The sequence below is a fragment of the Pseudomonas sp. 313 genome (genome assembly GCF_000316965.1).
Lineage (GTDB): Bacteria > Pseudomonadota > Gammaproteobacteria > Pseudomonadales > Pseudomonadaceae > Chryseomonas > Chryseomonas benzopyrenica.
The window spans coordinates 12,538-31,966 of record NZ_ANBZ01000026.1 but is presented as its reverse complement, the minus strand read 5'-3'; the positions used below and the strand labels follow the sequence as shown (position 1 = coordinate 31,966).

17 protein-coding genes and 1 tRNA gene are annotated in these 19,429 nt (G+C 65.2%); 15 read left to right on the top strand and 3 right to left on the bottom strand.

Annotated elements, in window-relative coordinates:
* Positions 1-54: 54 nt before the first annotated feature.
* On the top strand, positions 55-642 hold the full coding sequence (locus tag C722_RS0105495) for a cupin domain-containing protein (RefSeq protein WP_017639545.1): 588 nt from the start codon (positions 55-57) through the stop codon (positions 640-642).
* On the opposite strand, the gene C722_RS0105490 is transcribed toward C722_RS0105495, so the two are convergent.
* Positions 639-1,061, bottom strand: coding sequence for a DUF1810 domain-containing protein (locus C722_RS0105490; protein ID WP_017639544.1), 423 nt, complete (start codon positions 1,059-1,061; stop codon positions 639-641). The two genes, C722_RS0105495 and C722_RS0105490, sit on opposite strands and share 4 nt — an antisense overlap.
* Before the next feature lie 71 nt (positions 1,062-1,132).
* On the bottom strand, positions 1,133-2,467 hold the full coding sequence (locus C722_RS0105485; RefSeq protein WP_017639543.1) for an MFS transporter: 1,335 nt from the start codon (positions 2,465-2,467) through the stop codon (positions 1,133-1,135).
* Positions 2,468-2,631: 164 nt separating this feature from the next.
* Here C722_RS0105485 and C722_RS0105480 point away from each other — a divergent pair, with 164 nt between their 5' ends.
* From C722_RS0105480 to C722_RS0105410, 14 genes are all read left to right on the top strand, one after another.
* Positions 2,632-2,955, top strand: a complete 324-nt coding sequence (locus tag C722_RS0105480) for a thioredoxin family protein (RefSeq protein ID WP_017639542.1) — start codon at positions 2,632-2,634, stop codon at positions 2,953-2,955.
* Positions 2,956-3,101: 146 nt separating this feature from the next.
* Positions 3,102-4,907 (top strand): phenylacyl-CoA dehydrogenase, encoded by a 1,806-nt coding sequence (locus tag C722_RS0105475; RefSeq protein WP_017639541.1) that lies wholly within the window; start codon positions 3,102-3,104, stop codon positions 4,905-4,907.
* Positions 4,908-5,095: 188 nt separating this feature from the next.
* Positions 5,096-6,865, top strand: coding sequence for an acyl-CoA dehydrogenase C-terminal domain-containing protein (locus C722_RS0105470; protein ID WP_017639540.1), 1,770 nt, complete (start codon positions 5,096-5,098; stop codon positions 6,863-6,865).
* A gap of 358 nt (positions 6,866-7,223) precedes the next feature.
* A complete protein-coding gene (locus C722_RS25665; RefSeq protein ID WP_007159763.1) occupies positions 7,224-7,382 on the top strand; it encodes a YqaE/Pmp3 family membrane protein in 159 nt (52 codons plus the stop codon).
* A gap of 258 nt (positions 7,383-7,640) precedes the next feature.
* On the top strand, positions 7,641-11,180 hold the full coding sequence (locus C722_RS0105460; protein WP_017639539.1) for a response regulator: 3,540 nt from the start codon (positions 7,641-7,643) through the stop codon (positions 11,178-11,180).
* 3 nt (positions 11,181-11,183) lie between these two features.
* Entirely contained in the window at positions 11,184-12,002 is an 819-nt protein-coding gene (locus C722_RS0105455) for a protein-glutamate O-methyltransferase CheR (RefSeq protein ID WP_017639538.1), read from the top strand.
* A 1-nt stretch (position 12,003) separates the two neighbouring features.
* Positions 12,004-12,591, top strand: coding sequence for a chemotaxis protein CheB (locus C722_RS0105450; protein WP_017639537.1), 588 nt, complete (start codon positions 12,004-12,006; stop codon positions 12,589-12,591).
* Positions 12,584-13,780, top strand: a complete 1,197-nt coding sequence (locus C722_RS0105445) for a hybrid sensor histidine kinase/response regulator (RefSeq protein ID WP_017639536.1) — start codon at positions 12,584-12,586, stop codon at positions 13,778-13,780. The genes C722_RS0105450 and C722_RS0105445 overlap by 8 nt, the downstream gene beginning before the upstream one ends.
* A 96-nt stretch (positions 13,781-13,876) precedes the next feature.
* Positions 13,877-14,695, top strand: a complete 819-nt coding sequence (locus C722_RS0105435) for an NAD(P)-dependent oxidoreductase (RefSeq protein WP_017639534.1) — start codon at positions 13,877-13,879, stop codon at positions 14,693-14,695.
* Positions 14,696-14,706: 11 nt separating this feature from the next.
* Positions 14,707-15,585 carry an SMP-30/gluconolactonase/LRE family protein gene (locus C722_RS0105430; protein WP_017639533.1) on the top strand — a complete coding sequence of 293 codons (879 nt, stop codon included), beginning with the start codon at positions 14,707-14,709 and terminating at the stop codon, positions 15,583-15,585.
* A 173-nt stretch (positions 15,586-15,758) separates the two neighbouring features.
* Complete coding sequence (locus C722_RS0105425) at positions 15,759-17,024, top strand: acyltransferase (RefSeq protein WP_177323650.1); 1,266 nt, start codon at positions 15,759-15,761, stop codon at positions 17,022-17,024.
* A 58-nt stretch (positions 17,025-17,082) separates the two neighbouring features.
* Positions 17,083-17,664, top strand: a complete 582-nt coding sequence (locus C722_RS0105420) for a DUF4337 domain-containing protein (protein ID WP_017639531.1) — start codon at positions 17,083-17,085, stop codon at positions 17,662-17,664.
* A gap of 137 nt (positions 17,665-17,801) precedes the next feature.
* Positions 17,802-18,053 carry a helix-turn-helix transcriptional regulator gene (locus C722_RS0105415; protein ID WP_026083668.1) on the top strand — a complete coding sequence of 84 codons (252 nt, stop codon included), beginning with the start codon at positions 17,802-17,804 and terminating at the stop codon, positions 18,051-18,053.
* The gene (locus C722_RS0105410) at positions 18,053-19,240 is read left to right on the top strand and encodes a type II toxin-antitoxin system HipA family toxin (RefSeq protein ID WP_026083667.1); all 1,188 of its coding nucleotides are present in this window, start codon (positions 18,053-18,055) and stop codon (positions 19,238-19,240) included. Before C722_RS0105415 ends, C722_RS0105410 begins: the two co-directional genes overlap by 1 nt.
* A gap of 81 nt (positions 19,241-19,321) precedes the next feature.
* Here C722_RS0105410 and C722_RS0105405 read toward each other — a convergent pair.
* Positions 19,322-19,398 (bottom strand) — tRNA-Ile (locus C722_RS0105405).
* Positions 19,399-19,429 lie beyond the last annotated feature (31 nt).

Here is a 19,429-nt window from a genome sequence, read left to right as displayed (position 1 = left end):
CTGAACCCGGGCGGCAGGCGGGCCTCCATTGGCAAAGCCTTGAGGGAGTTCCGTATGTCGCGTCGTCCACCGCTGTCCGTCCTTTCCCTGGTGCTGGGCCTCGCCCCCACTGCCGTGGCCCTGGCCGCGCCGGTGGGGACCGGTCAGCCCGAGCACCTGTACTTCGCCGATGACGGCGTCATCCCCAACAGCCGCCTGCCCGTACTCCTCTATCGCCAGGTTCCTCTGGAAGGAACCGACCGCGCGGCGGCGCTGGAGCGACTGTTCGCCGACAACGCCTGGCCGCCGCAGTGGCGCTATGGCGTCTACGACTACCAGCACTATCACCCCAATGCCCATGAGGCCCTGGGTGTGGCGCGCGGCCAGGCGCGGCTGCGTCTTGGCGGCGAGCAGGGGCAGGATGTGGCGGTGACCGCGGGTGATGTGGTGGTACTGCCGGCAGGTACCGGGCACCGCAATCTGGAGTCCAGTGCGGACTTCCTGGTGGTGGGCGCCTATCCGCCCGATCAACAGGACTTCATCACCCAACGCGCCGATCCGGCCGCCCATGCGCGTTCGGTCGAATTGATCGCCCAGGTGCCCTTGCCTACGAGCGACCCGGTGAGCGGGCGCGAGGGCGCGCTGCCCACGCTGTGGCGCTAACAGAGTCGCGTCAGGGTGGCTTCGTCTGGCTGGCCGGCGAAAAAGGTCTTCAGCGCCTGGCGAAAGGACTCGGGGTCTTCGGCCACGGCGGCGAAGAGGGTCAGGCTGGAGTGAAACTTGAGATCGTCCGGCTGCCCGAACAGCGCCGTGGCGGACAGCTCAGGATGTTCCAGTGCCGCCGCGGTGATCTCGCGCAGTCGCGATCCCAGCAGCGGATGTGCAAGGTAGGCACTGGCCTCGTCGCGGGAGGCGATGGCGTAGTGCTGGGCGGTCTCGCTACGCCCCAGTCCCTGGATCTGCGGAAAGATGAACCACATCCAGTGGCTGCGCTTGCGCCCGGCGCGGATCTCCGCCAGGGCGGTGGCATAGGTGTCGGCCTGGGCGTCGAGGAAACGTTGCAGATCGTGAGTGGCGGGCATGGGGGAAACTCCGGGCCTTTTGCCTATCGGCAGGTCAGCCCGGAGGAAGTGCCGGCCAAGGGACGAGCGGTCTAGCTGCGGATCGTCTGGTAGCGAGCCTCAGCGCCGTCGCCGGCCTCGTCCAGATCGATCCGCGAGGTCTCCGGCAGGCTCAGGCCACCGACCAGACCGAGCAGAGCGACCAGGATCAGGTAGAGCGCCGGTGAGAGATTGCTGCCGGTGGCGCCGATCAGCCAGGTCGCCATTAGTGGCGCGGTGCCGCCGAAGATGGTGTAGGCCAGGTTGTAGGTGATGGCGCCCGCGGTGTAGCGGGTGCGGGTCGGAAAGATCTCGCTGAGCAGCGGCGCGGTCACCACGTTGCACAGTACCGCGCCGGCGCCCAGCAACAGGGAGCCCAGCAGGGCACTGCCGAATTGGCCGCTGCTGGCCAGCAGCAAGGCCGGATAGACGCCTACCGCCAATACCAGGCTGGCCAGCACCGTGGTCATGCGCCGCCCGATGCGATCGGTGACGCGCCCCAGCACCGGACAGGCGGCCGCGGCGGCGAACAGGGTGATCAGGCTGATGGCCAGGGCTGCGGCCCGGTCGAAGCCGCCTGCCAGTTGCAGGTAGGTGGAGAAGTAGGTGGTGAACATATAGAAGGACAGCGCCGTCAGCGAGATGAAGGCACCGAGGCGCAGGATCGAGCGACCCTGCAGCCTGAGCGTCTCGCCCAGCGGCGAATGGCTGACCTCATGGTCGGCTTCCAGCGCCTGGAAGGCCGGCGTCTCGTCCAGCTTCAGGCGCAGGTAGAGGCCGATCAGACCCAGCGGCGCGGCGGCCAGGAAAGGGATGCGCCAGCCCCAGTCGGCCATGACCGCGGCGCCCAGCAGCCGCTCCAGTCCCCAGGCGGTCAGGGCGGCGCTGGCGAAGGCGAGAAAGGTCGAGACCGGCACGAAGCTGCCATAGCGTCCGCGACGATCGCGCGGCGAATGCTCCATCACGTAGGCGCAGGCGCCGGCGTATTCGCCCCCGGCGGAAAAGCCCTGGGCGCAACGGATCAGCGTCAGCAGGATCGGTGCCCAGATGCCGATGGTGGCGTAGCTGGGCAGGATGCCGATCAGGGCGGTGGCGCCGGCCATGATCAGGATGGTTAGCGCCAGGGTACGCTTGCGGCCGATGCGGTCGCCCAGCAGGCCGAAGACGATGCCGCCCAATGGGCGAAAGGCGAAGGCCACGGCAAAGACGGCAAAGGTCTTGAGCAGGCCGGCAGTGGCATCCCCACTGGGAAAGAAGTGCGCCGCGAGCAGAGTGGCGAGAAAGCCGTAGAGGGCGAAATCGAACCATTCGACGAAGTTGCCGATGGACGCGGCGGAGATGACCTTGCGCAGGGTGGCGGGTGAAACGGGGGTCGCTGTCTGGCTCATGGCGGGCCTCAGGAAAGGGAGGAGACGGAGGCAGAAATGAAGCGCCTGGTTTTATTGTCATGAAGTCGGGGCGTACCGCAGGATCGACCCTAGTCCTTTTCCCGTGATCGAGCAGTCCCGCCAGCGACTTGTCCACCGTTGGAACCGACTTCAGGAGCCCAGCCATGCCCATGACCACCACCTATGCGGAGCGGGAACCCGCCCGCGCCGACGTCGATGCCCTGCCCGGGGTGACCCTGCTGGAATTCGGCGCACCCTGGTGCGGCCACTGTCGCGCCGCCCAGCCGCTGCTTGCCACGGCCCTGGCAGAGCATCCCACCGTGCGCCATCTCAAGATCGAGGATGGCTCCGGGCGCCGCCTGGGGCGCTCTTTCCGCGTCAAGCTCTGGCCGACCTTGATCGTCTTCAAGGAAGGCCAGGAGCTGGCGCGGCTGGTACGCCCGAACGGGGCGGCAGAACTGCGCGAAGCCCTGGCCCTGGCGGACTGACCGGTCGTTCCGCTCGTCCTCGCCGCGCTTGACAAGGCCGGGGCTGGAACATTAGTTTCAAACGACTGTTTAAACGCCCTGGCGGCGGGTCCGTAGCGACGCTGCCGCCACCCTCGACAACAAGCATTCGCAAAGAGGTAACAGTCATGCCCGATTACAAAGCCCCCCTGCGGGACATCCGCTTCGTTCGCGACGAACTCCTGGGCTATGACGCGCACTACCAGAGCCTGCCCGGTTGCGGCGATGCCACTCCGGACATGGTTTCCGCCATCCTCGAAGAGGGCGCCAAGTTCTGCGAACAGGTCCTGGCGCCGCTCAATCGCATCGGCGACCAGCAGGGCTGCACCTGGAGCGAAGAGGGGGTGAAGACCCCCGATGGCTTCAAGGAAGCCTATGCCCAGTTCGTCGAGGGCGGCTGGCCGAGCCTGGCGCACAACCCGGCCCACGGTGGCCAGGGCCTGCCCGAGTCCCTCGGCATCTCCCTGTCGGAAATGGTCGGCCAGGCCAACTGGTCCTGGGGCATGTACCCCGGCCTGTCCCACGGCGCCATGAACACCCTGGAGCAGCACGGCACCGACGAGCAGAAGCACACCTACCTGGAAAAGCTGGTGACCGGCGAATGGACCGGCACCATGTGCCTGACCGAACCCCACTGCGGTTCCGACCTGGGCATGCTGCGCACCAAGGCCGAGCCGCGCGCGGACGGCAGCTACGCCATCACCGGCACCAAGATCTTCATCTCCGCCGGTGAACACGACATGGCCGAGAACATCGTCCACATCGTGCTGGCCCGCCTGCCCGACGCCCCCGCCGGCACCAAGGGCATCTCGCTGTTCATCGTGCCCAAGCGCCTGCCCGACGCCAGCGGCGCGGCCGGCGAGCGCAATGCCGTGCACTGCGGTTCCCTCGAACACAAGATGGGCATCCACGGCAACGCCACCTGCGTGATGAACTTCGACGGCGCCACCGGTTTCCTGATCGGCCCGCCGAACCGTGGCCTGAACTGCATGTTCACCTTCATGAACTTCGCTCGCGTTGGTACCGCTCTGCAGGGTCTGGCCCATGCCGAGGTAGCCTTCCAGGGTGGTCTGAAGTACGCCCGCGAGCGTCTGCAGATGAGATCCCTGACCGGTCCCAAGGCGCCCGAGAAGCCCGCCGATCCGATCATCGTGCACCCCGACGTGCGCCGCATGCTGCTGACCATCAAGGCCTTCGCCGAAGGCAGCCGGGCGATGATCTACTACACCGCCAAGCTGGTGGACATCCTCAAGTACAGCCAGGACGAAGAGCAGAAGCAGCAGGCCGAGACCCAGATGGCCTTCCTCACCCCCATCGCCAAGGCCTTCATGACCGAGGTCGGCTTCGAGGCGGCGAGCCATGGCGTGCAGATCTATGGCGGCCACGGCTATATCGCCGAGTGGGGCATGGAGCAGAACCTGCGCGATGCGCGCATCGCCATGCTCTACGAGGGCACCACCGGCATCCAAGCCATCGACCTGCTGGGTCGCAAGGTGCTGATGACCCAGGGTGAGTCGCTCAAGGCCTTCACCAAGGTGGTGCACAAGTTCTGCCAGGCTCAGGCCGAGAATGCCGACCTCAAGGCCTTCGTCGAGCCGCTGGCCAAGCTGAACAAGGAGTGGGGCGAGATCACCCTCAAGGTCGGCATGGCCGCCATGAAGGATCGCGAGGAGGTGGGTGCCGCCGCCGTCGACTACCTGATGTACTCCGGCTATGTCTGCCTGGCCTACTTCTGGGCCGACATGGCCCGGGTCGCCGCCGAGAAGCTGGCCGCCGGTACCGACGAGGCCGCCTTCTACCAGGCCAAGCTGGCCACCGCGCGCTTCTACTACGAGCGCCTGCTGCCCCGTACCCGGGCCCATGCCGAGGCGCTGCTGGCCGGTGCCGGCAGCCTGATGGCCCTGGCCGAGGAAGACTTCGCGCTCGGTTACTAAGAGCACGAAGCTCCTCTGAAAACCCCGCTTCGGCGGGGTTTTCGCTTTTTCACGCATGCGAAAAAAGCCAGCCGGCGCGGACCTCCGATCGGCTGACCGTCAGGTCAGATCATGAACCTATGTCTCCCTTCCGGTTCGGTCTTACACTCGGGTCATACCGACAAGAATACTTTCCGAGGAGACTCGACATGGCCGACTACACCCCGCCGCTTCGCGATATCCGTTTCGTGCTGGATGCCGTCCTCAAGGTCAAGGACCGCTGGAGTCAGTGGCCCGCCCTGGCCGAGGTGGTGGATGGCGAGACCGCCGATGCCATCCTCGAAGAAGCCGGCAAGCTGTGCGCGCAGGAACTGGCGCCGCTCAATCGTAATTCCGATGAAGAAGGCTGCCACTGGAAAGACGGCGAGGTGACCACCCCCCAGGGTTTCCGCCAGGCCTACCAGGCCTTTGCCGAAGGTGGCTGGGTCGGGGTCGGTGGCGATCCCGAATACGGCGGCATGGGCATGCCCAAGGTGCTCACCGCCCAGGTCGAGGAAATGATGCACGCCAGCTGCCTGGCCTTCGGTCTCTATCCGATGCTCAGCGCCGGTGCCTGCCTGGCCCTGCACGCCCATGGCAGCGCAGAACTGAAGCAGGCCTATCTGCCCAACCTCTACAGCGGCCAGTGGGCCGGCTCCATGTGCCTGACCGAGCCCCATGCCGGTACCGACCTGGGTTTGATCCGCACCCGCGCCGAGCCCCAGGCCGACGGCAGTTACCGGGTCACCGGCACCAAGATCTTCATCACCGCCGGCGAGCACGACCTCACCGAGAACATCATCCACCTGGTGCTGGCCAAGCTGCCCGATGCTCCGGCCGGCTCGCGGGGCATCTCGCTGTTCCTGGTGCCCAAGATCCTGGTGGACGAGGCGGGTGCCCTGGGCGCGCGCAACGCCGTGGCCTGTGGCTCCTTGGAACACAAGATGGGCATCAAGGGTGCTGCCACCTGCGTGATGAACTTCGACGGCGCGGTGGGTTATCTGGTGGGCGAGGTCAACAAGGGCCTGGCCGCCATGTTCACCATGATGAACTACGAGCGCCTGGGCGTTGGCATCCAGGGCCTGGGGTCGAGCGAGCGCTCCTACCAGAATGCCCTGGCCTATGCCCGCGAGCGCCTGCAGAGCCGCTCGCCTGCCGGTATCCAGCAGGCCGCCAAGAACGCCGATCCCATCATCGTTCACCCTGACGTGCGCCGCATGCTGCTGACCATGAAGGCCCTGAACGAAGGCGGCCGGCTGTTCTCCAGCTATGTCGCCCTGCAACTCGACACCGCCAAGTACAGCCCCGAGCCCGTCGAGCGCGAACGCGCCGAAGCCCTGGTGGCGCTGTTGACCCCGGTCGCCAAGGGCTTCCTCACCGATCTCGGCCTGGAACTCTGTGTCGCGGGTCAGCAGGTGTTCGGCGGCCATGGCTACATCCGTGAATGGGGCCAGGAGCAACTGGTGCGTGACGTGCGCATCACCCAGATCTACGAAGGCACCAATGGCATCCAGGCCCTCGACCTGGTCGGCCGCAAGCTGGCCGGCAGTCGTGGCGCCCTCTACCGGCCCTTCAGCGAAGAGGTCCACGGCTATCTCGCCAGCCTGCCGGCGGACAACGAATTCGCCGCGCCCCTGCGCCAGGCCCTGGATCAACTGGATGGCGCGACCGAGTGGCTGCTGCAGGCGGGTACCACCGACCCTCATGAGCTCGGCGCCGCCTCGGTGGATTACCTGCATCTGTTCGGCTATGTCGCCTATGCCTATCTCTGGGCACGGGCCGCGGCGGCTGCTGCGGATCAGGAAGCCAGCTTCGCCGAAGCCAAGCTGGCCACTGCACGCTTCTATTTCGCCCGCCTGCTGCCGCGCACCCTGAGCTTGGCCGCCGCCGTGCGCAGTGGCGCCCAGCCGCTCTACGCCCTGGCTGAGGAGGCCTTCTAAGCGATTGACCGGCAAGGTGAAAAGCCATGCGGTGTAAGCTTTGGCTTACATGACGTCGCCGCGATAAGCCATCGCCTAGTCCATGGGAGCTGCGTAATCTACACCCATCGGATCGCGGTACAGGATGTACCCAGCGCTCCAGATGATTTCAAGGAAATGTGGCCAGGATGGCCCCCCGGCAAGGATGTCGGGCAGAGACTTACAGGGATAGATGGCCAAGGATTGGCGGCCCGACAAGGATGTCGGGTTAAGTCTGCGAAACCCCGCTTCGGCGGGGTTTTTTATTGCCTGCCGGAACCTGATTCGGGCGTACCAGTCTTAGAGGCATCTTCTTGCCCACCCACTACTGGAGCCTGAAATGGACCTCATCCGCCTTATCTTTGCCATCATCCTCCCTCCCGTGGGCGTCTTCCTGCAGGTTGGCTTCGGCGGTGCCTTCTGGCTGAACATCCTGTTGACGCTGCTGGGTTACATTCCGGGTATCATCCATGCCGTCTGGGTGATTGCCCGTCGCTGACCAGAGGCGCGGACGCGCGTTGCGTGTCTCGATCGATCAGTTGAGCTGCGAGCCCGCTGCAACGGAGGCTACGACGCCAGCGCCGCTGGTGTCCACGTCCGGCCAGCGCGTGTTCTGCAGGCTTTTCGAAAGAACCCTGCCAAGGCGTGGCAGGGTTCCGATCGGTCTTCGGTCGTGTCTCGGCGGATGACGGCAATCCCGCTGACAGAGGCCTAGCCGCCGCCGACCGTTTCGTCCTGTACAAGGCTTTCAGACCCCATGAATCGCGAGTCGCCCCTCGATCAGAAGCACTTCAGCCAGATCCTCAAGCGCAATCTTTCCCTGCCCCTGAGTATCGGTGTCTTCAGCGCGATCTTCTTCATCGCCATCATCTATTACCTACTGAAAGTTACCCAGTGGGTCGAGCACACCGACCGCGTCATCAGCGAGGCCAACGCCAACTTCCGCCTGGTGGTCGATCTGGAAACCGGGATGCGCGGCTATCTGCTGAGCGGCAATACCAGCTTTCTGCAGCCTTATGAGCGCGCCCTGCCCAATGTCGAGCCGCAACTCGATGAGCTGAAGAATCTGGTCAGCGACAGTGCCGTGCAGATTCGCCGACTGGAGCGGATCGAGGCGGTGCACCGCGAGTGGCGCCAATACGCCAGCCAGGTGATCGAGGCGCGCCGCATTGGGGGGGATTTCCAGACACCGCTGAGCGATGGTCAGGGCAAGAATCGCATCGACAGCATCCGGCGCGACTACACCGACTTCATCGCCTACGAAGAGCAGATGCGCGCCGAGCGCACCGAGACGGCCAGCCGCATGACGGTGATCTTCGTCGCCGCCTTCCTCATCGTCAGCCTGCTGTTGTCGGGCATCATGGCCTTCTTTGGTCGCCGGGAACTCATGCGGCTCTCCGCGACCTATACCCGGCTGCTCGATCAGCAGGCCGAGCACACCGACAACCTGGAGCGGCAGAGCTGGTTCCGCTCCGGCCAGAATCAGCTGTCGGAAGCGGTCATCGGCCAGGCGTCGCTGGCGCCGCTGGGCCAGAGCATCCTGCAATTCCTAGCGCGCTATCTGGGCGCCGCGGCCGGCGCGCTCTATGTGCGTCTCGACGATGGCAGCCTGGAGCGCGTCGCCGACTATGCCCTGGACGACGAGGGGCGCCGCCGTCGCCAGCGCCTGGCACCGGGCGAGGGCCTGGCCGGTCAGGCCGTCCTGGACGGTCGCCCCATGGCGCTCGACCAGCTGCCCGTCGACTACCTCAAGGTCAACTCGGCGCTGGGTGAACGCCAGGCCAGCGCGGCGCTCATCGTACCCATCGAGAACGATGGCCGGGTGAATGGCGTGGTGGAACTGGGTTTCCTGCGTGCTCTGCGTCCGCAGGACGAAGAACTACTGACCCTGATCGCCGATTCCATTGGTTCCTCGGTGGAAGCCGCGCGCTATCGCCAGCGCCTGCAGCAGGTACTGGCGGAAACCCAGCAGCTCAACGAAGAACTGCAGGTGCAGCAGGAAGAGCTGCGCACCGCCAACGAAGAGCTGGAAGAGCAGTCCCAGGCGCTCAAGGAATCCCAGGTCCATCTGGAGCAGCAGCAGGCCGAGCTGGAGCAGACCAACGAGCAGCTCTCCGAACAGGCCCAGGAGCTCCTGCAGCAGCGCGACGTGCTGGACGACCGCAACAATCGCCTCAACGAAGCCCAGCAGTTGCTGGAAGATCGGGCACGCGAGCTGGAGCGGGCCAGCCAGTACAAGTCCGAGTTCCTGGCGAACATGTCCCATGAATTGCGTACGCCGCTGAACAGTTCGCTGATCCTGTCCAAGCTGCTGGCGGACAACCCCGCCGGCAACCTGAGCACCGAGCAGGTGCGCTACGCCGAGTCCATCTATTCGGCGGGCAACGACCTGCTCACCCTGATCAACGACATTCTCGACATCTCCAAGGTCGAGGCCGGCATGCTGGAGATCCGCCCGGAGCAGATGTCCGTGCGCCGCCTGGTGGAAGCCCTGAAGACCGCCTTCGAGCCGGTGGCCCAGAACAAGGGCGTCGCCTTCGTGGTGGAGCTGGACGAGCGGATGCCGCCAGCCTTCTTCAGCGATCGCCAGCGGGTCGAGCAGATCCTCAAGAACCTGCTGTCCAACGCCTTCAAGTTCACCGAACACGGCCAGGTCAGCCTGCGCCTGTCCCTGCAAGACGGTCAGCCCAGCTTCGCGGTGAGCGATACCGGCATCGGCATCGCCGCCGAGCAGCAGGAGCTGATCTTCGAGGCCTTCCGCCAGGCGGATGGCGCCATCACCCGTCGCTACGGCGGCACCGGTCTGGGACTGTCGATCTCCCGCGACCTGGCGCTACTGCTGGGAGGCACTCTGAGCGTCACCAGCCAGCCGGGCGAGGGCAGCACCTTCACCCTGCGCCTGCCGCTGGAGTACCAGGAAGCCGCCGCGCCCAGCCTGCCGGTGACACTGATCATGGCTCCGGCCCAAGCCGCCACGCCGGCCGCCACAACGCCCGCGCCGCTGGCGACCCTGGCCGCCACCCCGCGTCCGGCCGCGCCGCCGCCGGTCACCGAGGCCGCGGCACCCGTGGGCGCCGCCTTCGCCGACGACCGCGACAGCTGGCCCTATCCGGATCGCCGGGTGCTGGTGATCGAAGACGAGGTGCCCTTCGCGCAGATCCTCTTCGATCTCGCCCACGAACTGAAGTACAGCTGCCTGGTCGCCCACCGCGCCGAGGAAGGCTTCGCCGCGGCGCTGGAGTACCGTCCCGACGCCATCCTGCTCGACATGGGCCTGCCGGATCATTCCGGTCTCACGGTGCTGGAGCGGCTCAAGGAAAATCCCCTGACCCGCCACATCCCGGTACACGTGGTCTCGGCCTCGGATCGCATCGAGACCGCCATGCACATGGGCGCGGTCGGCTACGCCATCAAGCCCACCACCCGCGACGAACTACGCGAGGCCTTCACCCGCCTGGAAGCCAAGTTCGCCGCCGGCATCAAGCGGGTGCTGCTGGTGGAGGACGACGCCCTCCAGCGTGACAGCATCGCCAAGCTGATCGGCGACGTGGACGTGGAGATCACCGCGGTGGAGATGGGCAGCCAGGCCCTGGAGCTGCTGCGCGACGAGGTCTACGACTGCATAGTCATCGACCTCAAGCTGCCCGACATGGAGGGCGGAGAATTGCTCGAACGCATGGCCAGCGAGGACATCTGCTCCTTCCCTCCGGTCATCGTCTACACCGGTCGTAGCCTGACCCGCGATGAAGAAGCGGCGCTGCTCAAGTATTCGCGCTCCATCATCATCAAGGGCGCGCGCTCGCCGGAGCGGCTGCTGGATGAGGTGACCCTGTTCCTGCACAAGATCGAGGCCGACATGCCGCTCGATCGCCAGCGCATGCTGGAAAGCGCTCGCAGCCGCGAGAAGGCCTTCGACGGCCGTACCCTGCTGCTGGTGGACGACGACGTGCGCAACATCTTCGCCCTCACCAGCGCCCTGGAGCAGAAGGGCGCCAAGGTGGAGATCGCCCGCAACGGCCTGGAGGCGCTGGAGAAACTCGACAACAGCGACACCATCGACCTGGTGCTGATGGACATCATGATGCCGATGATGGACGGCTACGAAGCCATGCGCGAGATCCGCAAGCGGCCGCACATGAAGAAGCTGCCGATCATCGCCATCACCGCCAAGGCCATGAAGGACGACCAGGAGCGCTGCCTCGCCGCCGGCGCCAGCGACTACCTGGCCAAGCCCATCGACCTGGACCGGCTGTTCTCGCTGATCCGCGTCTGGATGCCGTCGCTGGAGCGCCTCTAGGTCATGAGCGAACGGCTGCAGGACATCGAGCTGAGGTTGCTGCTGGAAGGCATCTTCCTGAGATACAGCCACGACTTTCGCAACTACTCCAAGGCCTCGCTCAAGCGGCGGGTGCTGCAGGCGCTGACGCGCTTCGACTGCCCGAGCATCTCAACGCTGCAGGAGCGGGTCCTGCGCGATCCGGCGCTGTTCGCCGAATTGCTGCAGTTCATCACCATCCCGGTGAGCGAGATGTTTCGCGATCCGGGCTACTTCCTCGCCCTGCGTCAGCAGGTGGTGCCGGTGCTGCGCACCTATCCTTCGCTCAAGGTATGGATCGCCGGCTGCAGCACCGGCGAGGAAGTCTTCTCCATGGCCATCCTGTTCCAGGAAGAGGGGCTGCTCGACCGCACGCTCTTCTATGCCACCGACATCAATCCGCGCTCCATGGAAAAGGCTCGCCAGGGCATCTTTCCGCTGGAGCGGATGCGCGCCTACACCGCCAGCTACCAGAAGGCCGGCGGTACCCGCGCCTTTTCCGACTATTACACCGCGGCCTACGACGGCGCCCTGTTCGACAAGTCGCTGATCGCCAACGTGACCTTCGCCGACCACAGCCTGGCCACCGACAGCGTCTTTTCCGAGACCCAGCTGGTGTCCTGCCGCAACGTGCTCATCTACTTCAACAAGAATCTGCAGAATCGGGCGCTCGGCCTGTTTCACGAGTCCCTGAGTCATCGCGGCTTTCTCGGCCTGGGCAGCAAGGAGTCGCTGGACTTCTCCGCCTATGCCGGTCACTTCGAGCCGGTGGTGAAGCAGGAACGGCTGTTCCGCAGGCTCTAGCATGTTCCCGCCCCGCAAGCCCTTGCGCCTCATCGTCATCGGAGCCTCGGCCGGCGGGCTGCAGGTGCTGCTACGCCTGCTCTCGCCTCTGCCGGCCAGTTTTCGCCTGCCGCTGGCGGTGGTGCTGCACCTGCCGGACGATCGCAATTCGCGCCTGGCCGAGTTGTTCCAGGCGCGGCTGGCCCTGCGGGTACGCGAAGCCGAGGACAAGGACGCTATACTGCCCGGCACCCTGTATTTCGCGCCGCCGGGTTATCACCTGCTGGTGGAGGACGACTTCACACTGTCGCTGTCACGCGACGAGCCGGTGCAGTTTTCCCGGCCGTCCATCGATGTCTTGTTCGAAAGCGCGGCCGATGCCCTGGGCGAGCAGGTTTGCGGCGTCCTGCTCACCGGTGCCAACCACGACGGCGCCAGCGGCCTGCATGCCCTGGCTCAGAACGGCGCGGTGACCGTCGTCCAGTCGCCGCAATCGGCCGAGGTGCCGACCATGCCCGAGGCGGCGTTGAAGAGATTCCACCCGGATTTCGTGCTGGATGTGCCGGGCATCCATCTATTGCTCACCGAGCTGGAACGCGACCATGGCTGATGTACCCGTCGAACAGGCGAAGATCCTGCTCGTAGACGACCTGCCGGAGAATCTCCTGGCGCTGGAAGCCCTGCTGCGCAGCGAGGCGCTGGAGATCTTCCAGGCCACCTCCGCCGAAGCCGCGTTGGAGCTCCTGCTGATGCACGAATTCGCCCTGGCGATCCTCGATGTGCAGATGCCGGGCATGAACGGCTTCGAACTGGCGGAAATGATGCGCGGCCTGGAAAAGACTCGGCACATTCCCATCGTCTTCGTCAGCGCCGCCGGCCGCGATCTCAACTATGCCTTCAAGGGCTACGAGAGCGGTGCGGTGGACTTCCTGCACAAGCCCCTCGACGTCCATGCGGTCAAGAGCAAGACCCGGGTCTTCGTCGATCTCTACTGGCATCGCAAGCGTCTGGCCGAGCAGCTGTTGGCCCTGGAACAGAGTCGCCAGGAGCAGGAGATCCTGCTGGCCGAGTTGCGCCAGACCCAGGTGGAGCTGCAGCAGGCGGTGCGCACCCGGGACGACTTCATGTCCATGGTCTCCCATGAACTCAAGACCCCGCTCAACACCCTGATGCTCGAAGCCCAGCTGCGTCGCATGTACCTGGACAAGGGCAAGCTGGAAGCCTTCACCCCCGACAAGCTGGCCGGCATGGCCGAGCGCGACGAGCGGCAGATCCAGCGTCTGGTGCACCTGATCGACGACATGCTCGACATCTCGCGCATCCGCACCGGCAAGCTGTCCATCCGTCCCACGCAGTGCGATCTCGCCGCCCTGGTCAACACCGTGGTGGACAGCTTCGCCTCGCAATTCGCCGCCGCCGGCTGTCCGGTGGAGCTGCACGCCGAAGGCCCGGCGCCCGGCTTCTGGGACGAATTCCGCATCGAGCAGGTGATCACCAACCTGCTGACCAACGCCATGAGATACGGCGCCGGCCGCCCGGTGGAAATCTCCCTGCGCAGCGATGGGGCCGAGGTGGAGCTCAGCGTCAAGGACCATGGCATCGGCATCCCGGTGGAGCACCAGGCGCTGATCTTCCGCCAGTTCGAGCGCGCCAGCGGTACCGAGAACATCGCCGGCCTGGGCCTGGGGCTCTATATCGCCGACCAGATCGTCAAGGCGCACCGCGGCAGCTTGCACGTGGAAAGCATCGCCGGACAGGGCGCGACGTTCAGGCTAAGGCTGCCCTGCCTGTCCGCTTAGGTAGCATTGACAGGACTCCAGACGCTCGCGAGAATCGTGAAAAGAGGTGGGATGTCGTACCTCTTGCCAGATAACTCCATAAGAAGGCGCCCAGTCATGTCCGAAGTTTCCTCGTCTCGTTTCCATCGACTCCTGCTCACCGGCGCCGCGGGCGGCCTGGGCAAGGAGCTGCGCCAGCGGCTCAAGCCCCATGCCGAGATCCTGCGCCTGTCCGATATCGCGCCGATGGATGCGGCCCAGGGGCCAGCGGAAGAGGTGGTTATCTGCGACCTGGCGGACAAGGCCGGCGTCCATGCCCTGGTGGAAGGCGTCGATGCCATTCTGCACTTTGGCGGCATCTCCACCGAGCACGCCTTCGAGCCCATCCTCGAAGCCAACATCCGCGGCACCTTCAACCTCTATGAGGCCGCACGGCGCCACGGGGTGAAGCGCATCGTCTTCGCCAGCTCCAACCATGTCATCGGCTTCTACCGCCAGGACCAGCGCATCGACGCCAGCGTGCCCCAACGTCCAGACAGCTACTACGGCCTGTCCAAAGCCTTTGGCGAAAACCTGGCGACGTTCTATTTCGATCGCTATGGCATCGAGACGGTGAGCATCCGCATCGGTTCCTCCTTCCCCGAGGCGCAGAACCGCCGCATGCTCGCCACCTGGCTGAGCTACGAAGACCTGACCGACCTCATCCTGCGCAGCCTGACCACCCCGGACGTCGGTCACACCATCGTCTATGGCGCCTCCGACAACCGCGACAGCTGGTGGGATAATCGCCTGGCCGCGCACCTGGGCTTCCAGCCCAAGGACAACTCCGAGCAATTCCGCGCCAAGGTCGAAGCCCAGCCCATGCCGGCGGCGGACGATCCGTCGATGGTCTACCAGGGTGGTGCCTTCGTCGCCACCGGCCCCTTCGACGACTGAGGGTGCCCGTCATGACCGCTGAACTACTGGTCGATGCCCGCAACGCCACCGGCGAGTGCCCGGTGTGGCACGTCGCCGAACAGGCGCTCTACTGGGTCGATATTCCTGCCAAACGTCTGCACCGCTGGACCCCGGCGGGTACCCTGGACAGCTGGAGCGCACCGGAGATGCTCGCCTGCATTGCCGCCCGCGAGGGCGGTGGCTGGCTCGCCGGTCTGGAAAGCGGCCTCTTCGCGCTGCAGACCGAAGCCTCCGGCCAATTACGCGGCGAGCGCCTGGTCGCCCTCGACCATGCCCAGCCGGCCATGAGATGCAACGACGGTCGCTGCGATCGCCAGGGCCGTTTCCTGGTGGGCACCATGGTGCAGGACATGGCCCAGGGCGCGACCGCTGGGCGCCTCTACAGCCATACCGCAGGAGAGGGTGCCCGATTGCTGCTGGACGACCTCATCGTCCCCAACGGCCTGGCCCTGAGTCCCGATGGCCGCACCCTCTACCTGTCCGACTCCCATCCCAGCCGTCAGCTGATCTGGGCCTTCGATTACGATCCCGATACGGGCACCCCCAGCAATCGGCGACTATTCGTCGACATGAACGCCCATCCCGGCCGGCCCGACGGCGCCGCAGTGGATGTGGACGGCTGCTACTGGATCTGCGGCAACGATGCCGGCCTGATCCATCGCTTCACCCCGGACGGTCGCCTGGATCGCTCCCTGGCCGTGCCGGTCAAGAAGCCCGCCATGTGCGCTTTCGGTGGACGCAGCCTGGACACTCTGTTCGTCACCTCCATCCGCCCCGGCGGGGATCTCGCTGATCAGCCTCTGGCCGGCGGGCTGTTCGCCCTGGATCCCGGGGTGCAGGGTTTGCCCGAGCCTACCTTCGCGGGCTGAGCGGCAGTCGAACTCAGCTGCAGCAGGACTCCTGGCGGGAGGAGTCCTCGCTCGCCCGCTGACCGGCGCCTGATAGTCCCAGGACACCGGTTGTCATGCTTTTGTCATGAGTGGCGGCAGGGGTTGAGTCCGGGCGGCTTATAATCAAGGCCTACCCGCCGCAAATCGCCGCCATGACCCCTTCACCCGCGCTCCGCCCCACCGCCCGTTACTACGGCCTGGAATGGCTGAGATTTCTCATGGCGCTGTACATGGTCGTCTACCACCTGGGCGGGCTCTACAGCGATCTGCCGGACGCCTTCCGCCGCCTGGCCGGCATGGGCTTCTTCGCCACCAGTACCTTCTTCCTGCTCTCCGGCTTTCTGCTGGCCCACGTCAGCCTGGATCGCCAGGGCGCGCTCAAGGGCAGCTCCCGCGGCTTCGTGTTGCGCCGATTGTGCAACCTCTATCCCATCCACCTGCTCACCCTGCTGGTGGCCCTGGGGCTGTCCTACTGGCTGTCCCAGGATTCCTGGTTGGAACACGGGGTGCCGGTTTACTACAACCAGCATCCTTATCTGCAGCTGGAGGAGGGCGGCGCGCTGGACGAGATGCTGCCGCTGTCCTGGCTGGCCGCCACCACCCACGTGCTGCTGCAGCTGCTCCTGCTGCAATCTTGGGAGCCGCGCTTTCTCTGGCTCAACGGCGCCGCCTGGTCGATCTCGGCGCTGCTGTTCTTCTACCTGCTGTTCCCGCTGCTGGGCCCGCGCCTGATGCGCCTGCGCCGCTGGGCCCTGGCTGCCGCCGTGCTCTGGGGGCTCTATCTGCTCGGCCCGCTGGTGGCCACCTGGGCCCAGGCCTTCGATACCGTCACCGTGGGCGTCATCCATCGCAATCCGCTGATCCGCCTGCCGGAATTCCTGCTCGGCATCCTGCTCTATCGCGCCGTGCAGGAGCCCTGGGTGGCCGAGACGACCCAGCGCCTGCGCGTACCTCTGCTGCTGTTCGGCCTGACCGGCCTGTGGCTGGGTGCGCTGCTGCTGGAAGACGATGGCCGCCGCTGGTTCTACCTGGTCCATAACGGCCTGCTCACGCCCTTCCAGGCCGCCGTGCTGCTGGCCTGCGCCACCTTCGGCGAGCCCGGCCGCGCCGGTGTGCGCCGCCTGGCCCAGCGCCTCGGCGAGGCCTCACTGTGCATCTTCGCCGTCCACACCCCGCTGATCGGCGTGCTCGAACCCTGGACCCGCACCCTGCTGGGCTGGATGCACCTGGCCGGCGACAGCCTCGAAGACCTGGCCGAAGACGTCGGCGAGGTGCTGGCCCTGCCCATCCCCATACCCATACCCGGCTGGATGCTGCCGCTGCACCTGGTGCTCATCGTCCTGCTCGGCCTGGCCATGCAGCGCTGGGTAGCCGGCCCGCTGCGCCGCTGGCTGCAGGCGCGGCTGCCCAACTCTTAAGAAGGCCTTAAGCCGACTGGGCTAGCCTCGCCGCAGGAATCCGCAGCGGAGCTGAGCCTTGTCCAGCGAATACGAAGTCCACGGCCCTCACGACCACGAGGTGGAGCACGCCGCCCACGGCGCCCATCGCCGCGACAGCCTCACCGGCCGCATCGCCGTCACCACCGCCATCCTGGCGACGCTAGGCGCCCTCTGCGCCTATCAGGGCGGCAACGCCGAGAGCCTGGCGCTCTACTACAAGAACGAAGAAGCCATCGCCAAGACCGAAGCCGCCAACCAGTGGGGCTACTACCAGGCCAAGGGCGAAAAACAGAACCTCGCCGACTTGGGCGCCGCGCTCGCGACCAACCCCGAGACCGCACAACGCTTCACCCAGGACAGCCAGCGCTACGCCCAGCAAAAGGCCGAGATCCGCACCAAGGCCGAAGCCCTGGAAGCCAAGGTCGACGCCAACGAAGCCCTGAGCGAAACCCAGCTCCACCGCCACCACCGCTGGGCCCAGGCCACCATGCTCATGCAGGTCGCCATCTCCCTGGCCGCTATCACCCTGCTGACGCGGAGGCGATGGTTACAGGCGGCGGTGTATGGCGTGGCGGGGGGAGGGGTGGTGGTTGGGGTGTTGGCGTTGCTGCACGTCTAGCCATTCAGGCGTTACCAGATAGCGACTACCAGGCGCTCTCAAAAGGCACGACTTGCTACGACGACAGAATTGGCTTTACTAGAAGCATAAGGTTCCGTATACGTTACAAATCACCGAATTTGTTACGTATGCAGAACATGGATAGCGAGCTGATCAGTCAACGTCTTGGTAGCCAACTCCGCCAGCGGCGCCTGAATCGAGGCCTTACGCAAGCGAGCCTCGCCGAACTGGCAGGCCTTACCCGGCAAAAGATCATCGCCGTGGAGCGGGGAGACTCCCGTGTCGGTATGGCAGCCTACGCACGAGCGCTCGCAGCCTTGGATTGCGAGCTGGCAATAATCCCTGCCGCCTTGCCGACCTTGGACGAGATTCAGGGGGTATTCGACTGATGAAGACCCGGCTGCAAGTCGCAACCCCTGCAGGCGGGAGCGGAGCGCTCATGGCTCAGGATGGCGACTACCTGTTCCGCTACCAGGACGATGCTTCGACAAGGGCTGCCATCAGTCTGCTGATGCCGGTGCGCCTGGATGACTATCGCCGCCGTGAGCTGCATCCGATCTTCCAGATGAATTTGCCGGAAGGCTATGTACTGGAGCAGCTACGCAACAGGTTGGCCAAGCTGGTACCTCTGGATCCCATGGCTCTGCTGGCCCTGACAGGCAGTAGTTCGCCCATCGGTCGCGTGACGGTGACATCGCCTGAGATCGATACACTACTGGAACGCCAGCGCTTTCCAGGCGAACGGCTCAGCGAGATTCTTGCCTGGGATGGCACGGAAGACCTGTTCGTCGAATTGGTGGATCGCTACATCCTGCGCGCCGGTATCTCCGGCGTACAGCCCAAGGTGTTGGTGCCCGAGCGGGAGGATGCCCGCTTCACCTCGAGAACCGCCGAGTTGATCATCAAGAGCGGTCGCGACGAGTTTCCGGGCCTGGCGATCAACGAATACCTCTGCATGTCCGTGGCCCGCCAATCAGGCATTCCGGTGCCGGAATTTCACCTTTCCAGCAACGCCAAGCTCTTCGTCATGCGCCGGTTCGACCGCGACGAACATCTCGAACCTATCGGCTTCGAAGACATGGCCGCGCTGATGGGCTTGGCAGCGGAGCAGAAGTACAGCAAGAGCTATTCGGCGATCGCCAAGGCCATCCGCCTGTTCTGTGCGCCCGAACATGTCCGTTCTTCGCTGGCGCAACTCTTCGCCACGGTGAGCCTGAGCTGCATCCTCGGTAATGGCGATGCGCATCTGAAGAACTTCGGCTTGCTCTATGACGACCCTGCTCAGCGTGATGCACGGCTGGCGCCCGCCTACGACATCGTAAACACCACCGCCTACCTTCCCGAGGATGTCCTGGCGCTGGAGTTGATGGGTAACAAGTCACTGTTCGCCTCGCGCCAGGGTTTGCTGGATTTTGCGCAAGTCTGCGATGTGGAGCGTCCGGTCGAGGTGATTCGCACCCAGCTGGAAGCGCTGGAGCGGGTACTGCAGCGTTCGACTGAGCTTTGCAGCCAGGCGCCACAGATCGCCGCTGCCATCCGGCACAGCGCCGCGCCCTTTATTCAGACGTTCGGCTAAAACACTAGGACTCGGAAAAGGCAGGGCAAAAGGCCAAAGCCCAGGCATAAAAAAGCCGCGCAACGCGCGGCTCCTGAAAGCTGGTGGGCCCACACGGACTCGAACCGTGGACCAAAGGATTATGAGTCCTCTGCTCTAACCAACTGAGCTATAGGCCCTATAGCGCGGTGGAGTATACCGGGGTGGGGG

Coding starts and splice junctions, on each gene's coding strand:
- C722_RS0105495 (WP_017639545.1), top strand. CDS start 55: ATGTCGCGTCGTCCACCGCTGTCCGTCCTTTCCCTGGTGCTGGGCCTC.
- C722_RS0105490 (WP_017639544.1), bottom strand. CDS start 1,061: ATGCCCGCCACTCACGATCTGCAACGTTTCCTCGACGCCCAGGCCGAC.
- C722_RS0105485 (WP_017639543.1), bottom strand. CDS start 2,467: ATGAGCCAGACAGCGACCCCCGTTTCACCCGCCACCCTGCGCAAGGTC.
- C722_RS0105480 (WP_017639542.1), top strand. CDS start 2,632: ATGCCCATGACCACCACCTATGCGGAGCGGGAACCCGCCCGCGCCGAC.
- C722_RS0105475 (WP_017639541.1), top strand. CDS start 3,102: ATGCCCGATTACAAAGCCCCCCTGCGGGACATCCGCTTCGTTCGCGAC.
- C722_RS0105470 (WP_017639540.1), top strand. CDS start 5,096: ATGGCCGACTACACCCCGCCGCTTCGCGATATCCGTTTCGTGCTGGAT.
- C722_RS25665 (WP_007159763.1), top strand. CDS start 7,224: ATGGACCTCATCCGCCTTATCTTTGCCATCATCCTCCCTCCCGTGGGC.
- C722_RS0105460 (WP_017639539.1), top strand. CDS start 7,641: ATGAATCGCGAGTCGCCCCTCGATCAGAAGCACTTCAGCCAGATCCTC.
- C722_RS0105455 (WP_017639538.1), top strand. CDS start 11,184: ATGAGCGAACGGCTGCAGGACATCGAGCTGAGGTTGCTGCTGGAAGGC.
- C722_RS0105450 (WP_017639537.1), top strand. CDS start 12,004: ATGTTCCCGCCCCGCAAGCCCTTGCGCCTCATCGTCATCGGAGCCTCG.
- C722_RS0105445 (WP_017639536.1), top strand. CDS start 12,584: ATGGCTGATGTACCCGTCGAACAGGCGAAGATCCTGCTCGTAGACGAC.
- C722_RS0105435 (WP_017639534.1), top strand. CDS start 13,877: ATGTCCGAAGTTTCCTCGTCTCGTTTCCATCGACTCCTGCTCACCGGC.
- C722_RS0105430 (WP_017639533.1), top strand. CDS start 14,707: ATGACCGCTGAACTACTGGTCGATGCCCGCAACGCCACCGGCGAGTGC.
- C722_RS0105425 (WP_177323650.1), top strand. CDS start 15,759: ATGACCCCTTCACCCGCGCTCCGCCCCACCGCCCGTTACTACGGCCTG.
- C722_RS0105415 (WP_026083668.1), top strand. CDS start 17,802: ATGGATAGCGAGCTGATCAGTCAACGTCTTGGTAGCCAACTCCGCCAG.
- C722_RS0105410 (WP_026083667.1), top strand. CDS start 18,053: ATGAAGACCCGGCTGCAAGTCGCAACCCCTGCAGGCGGGAGCGGAGCG.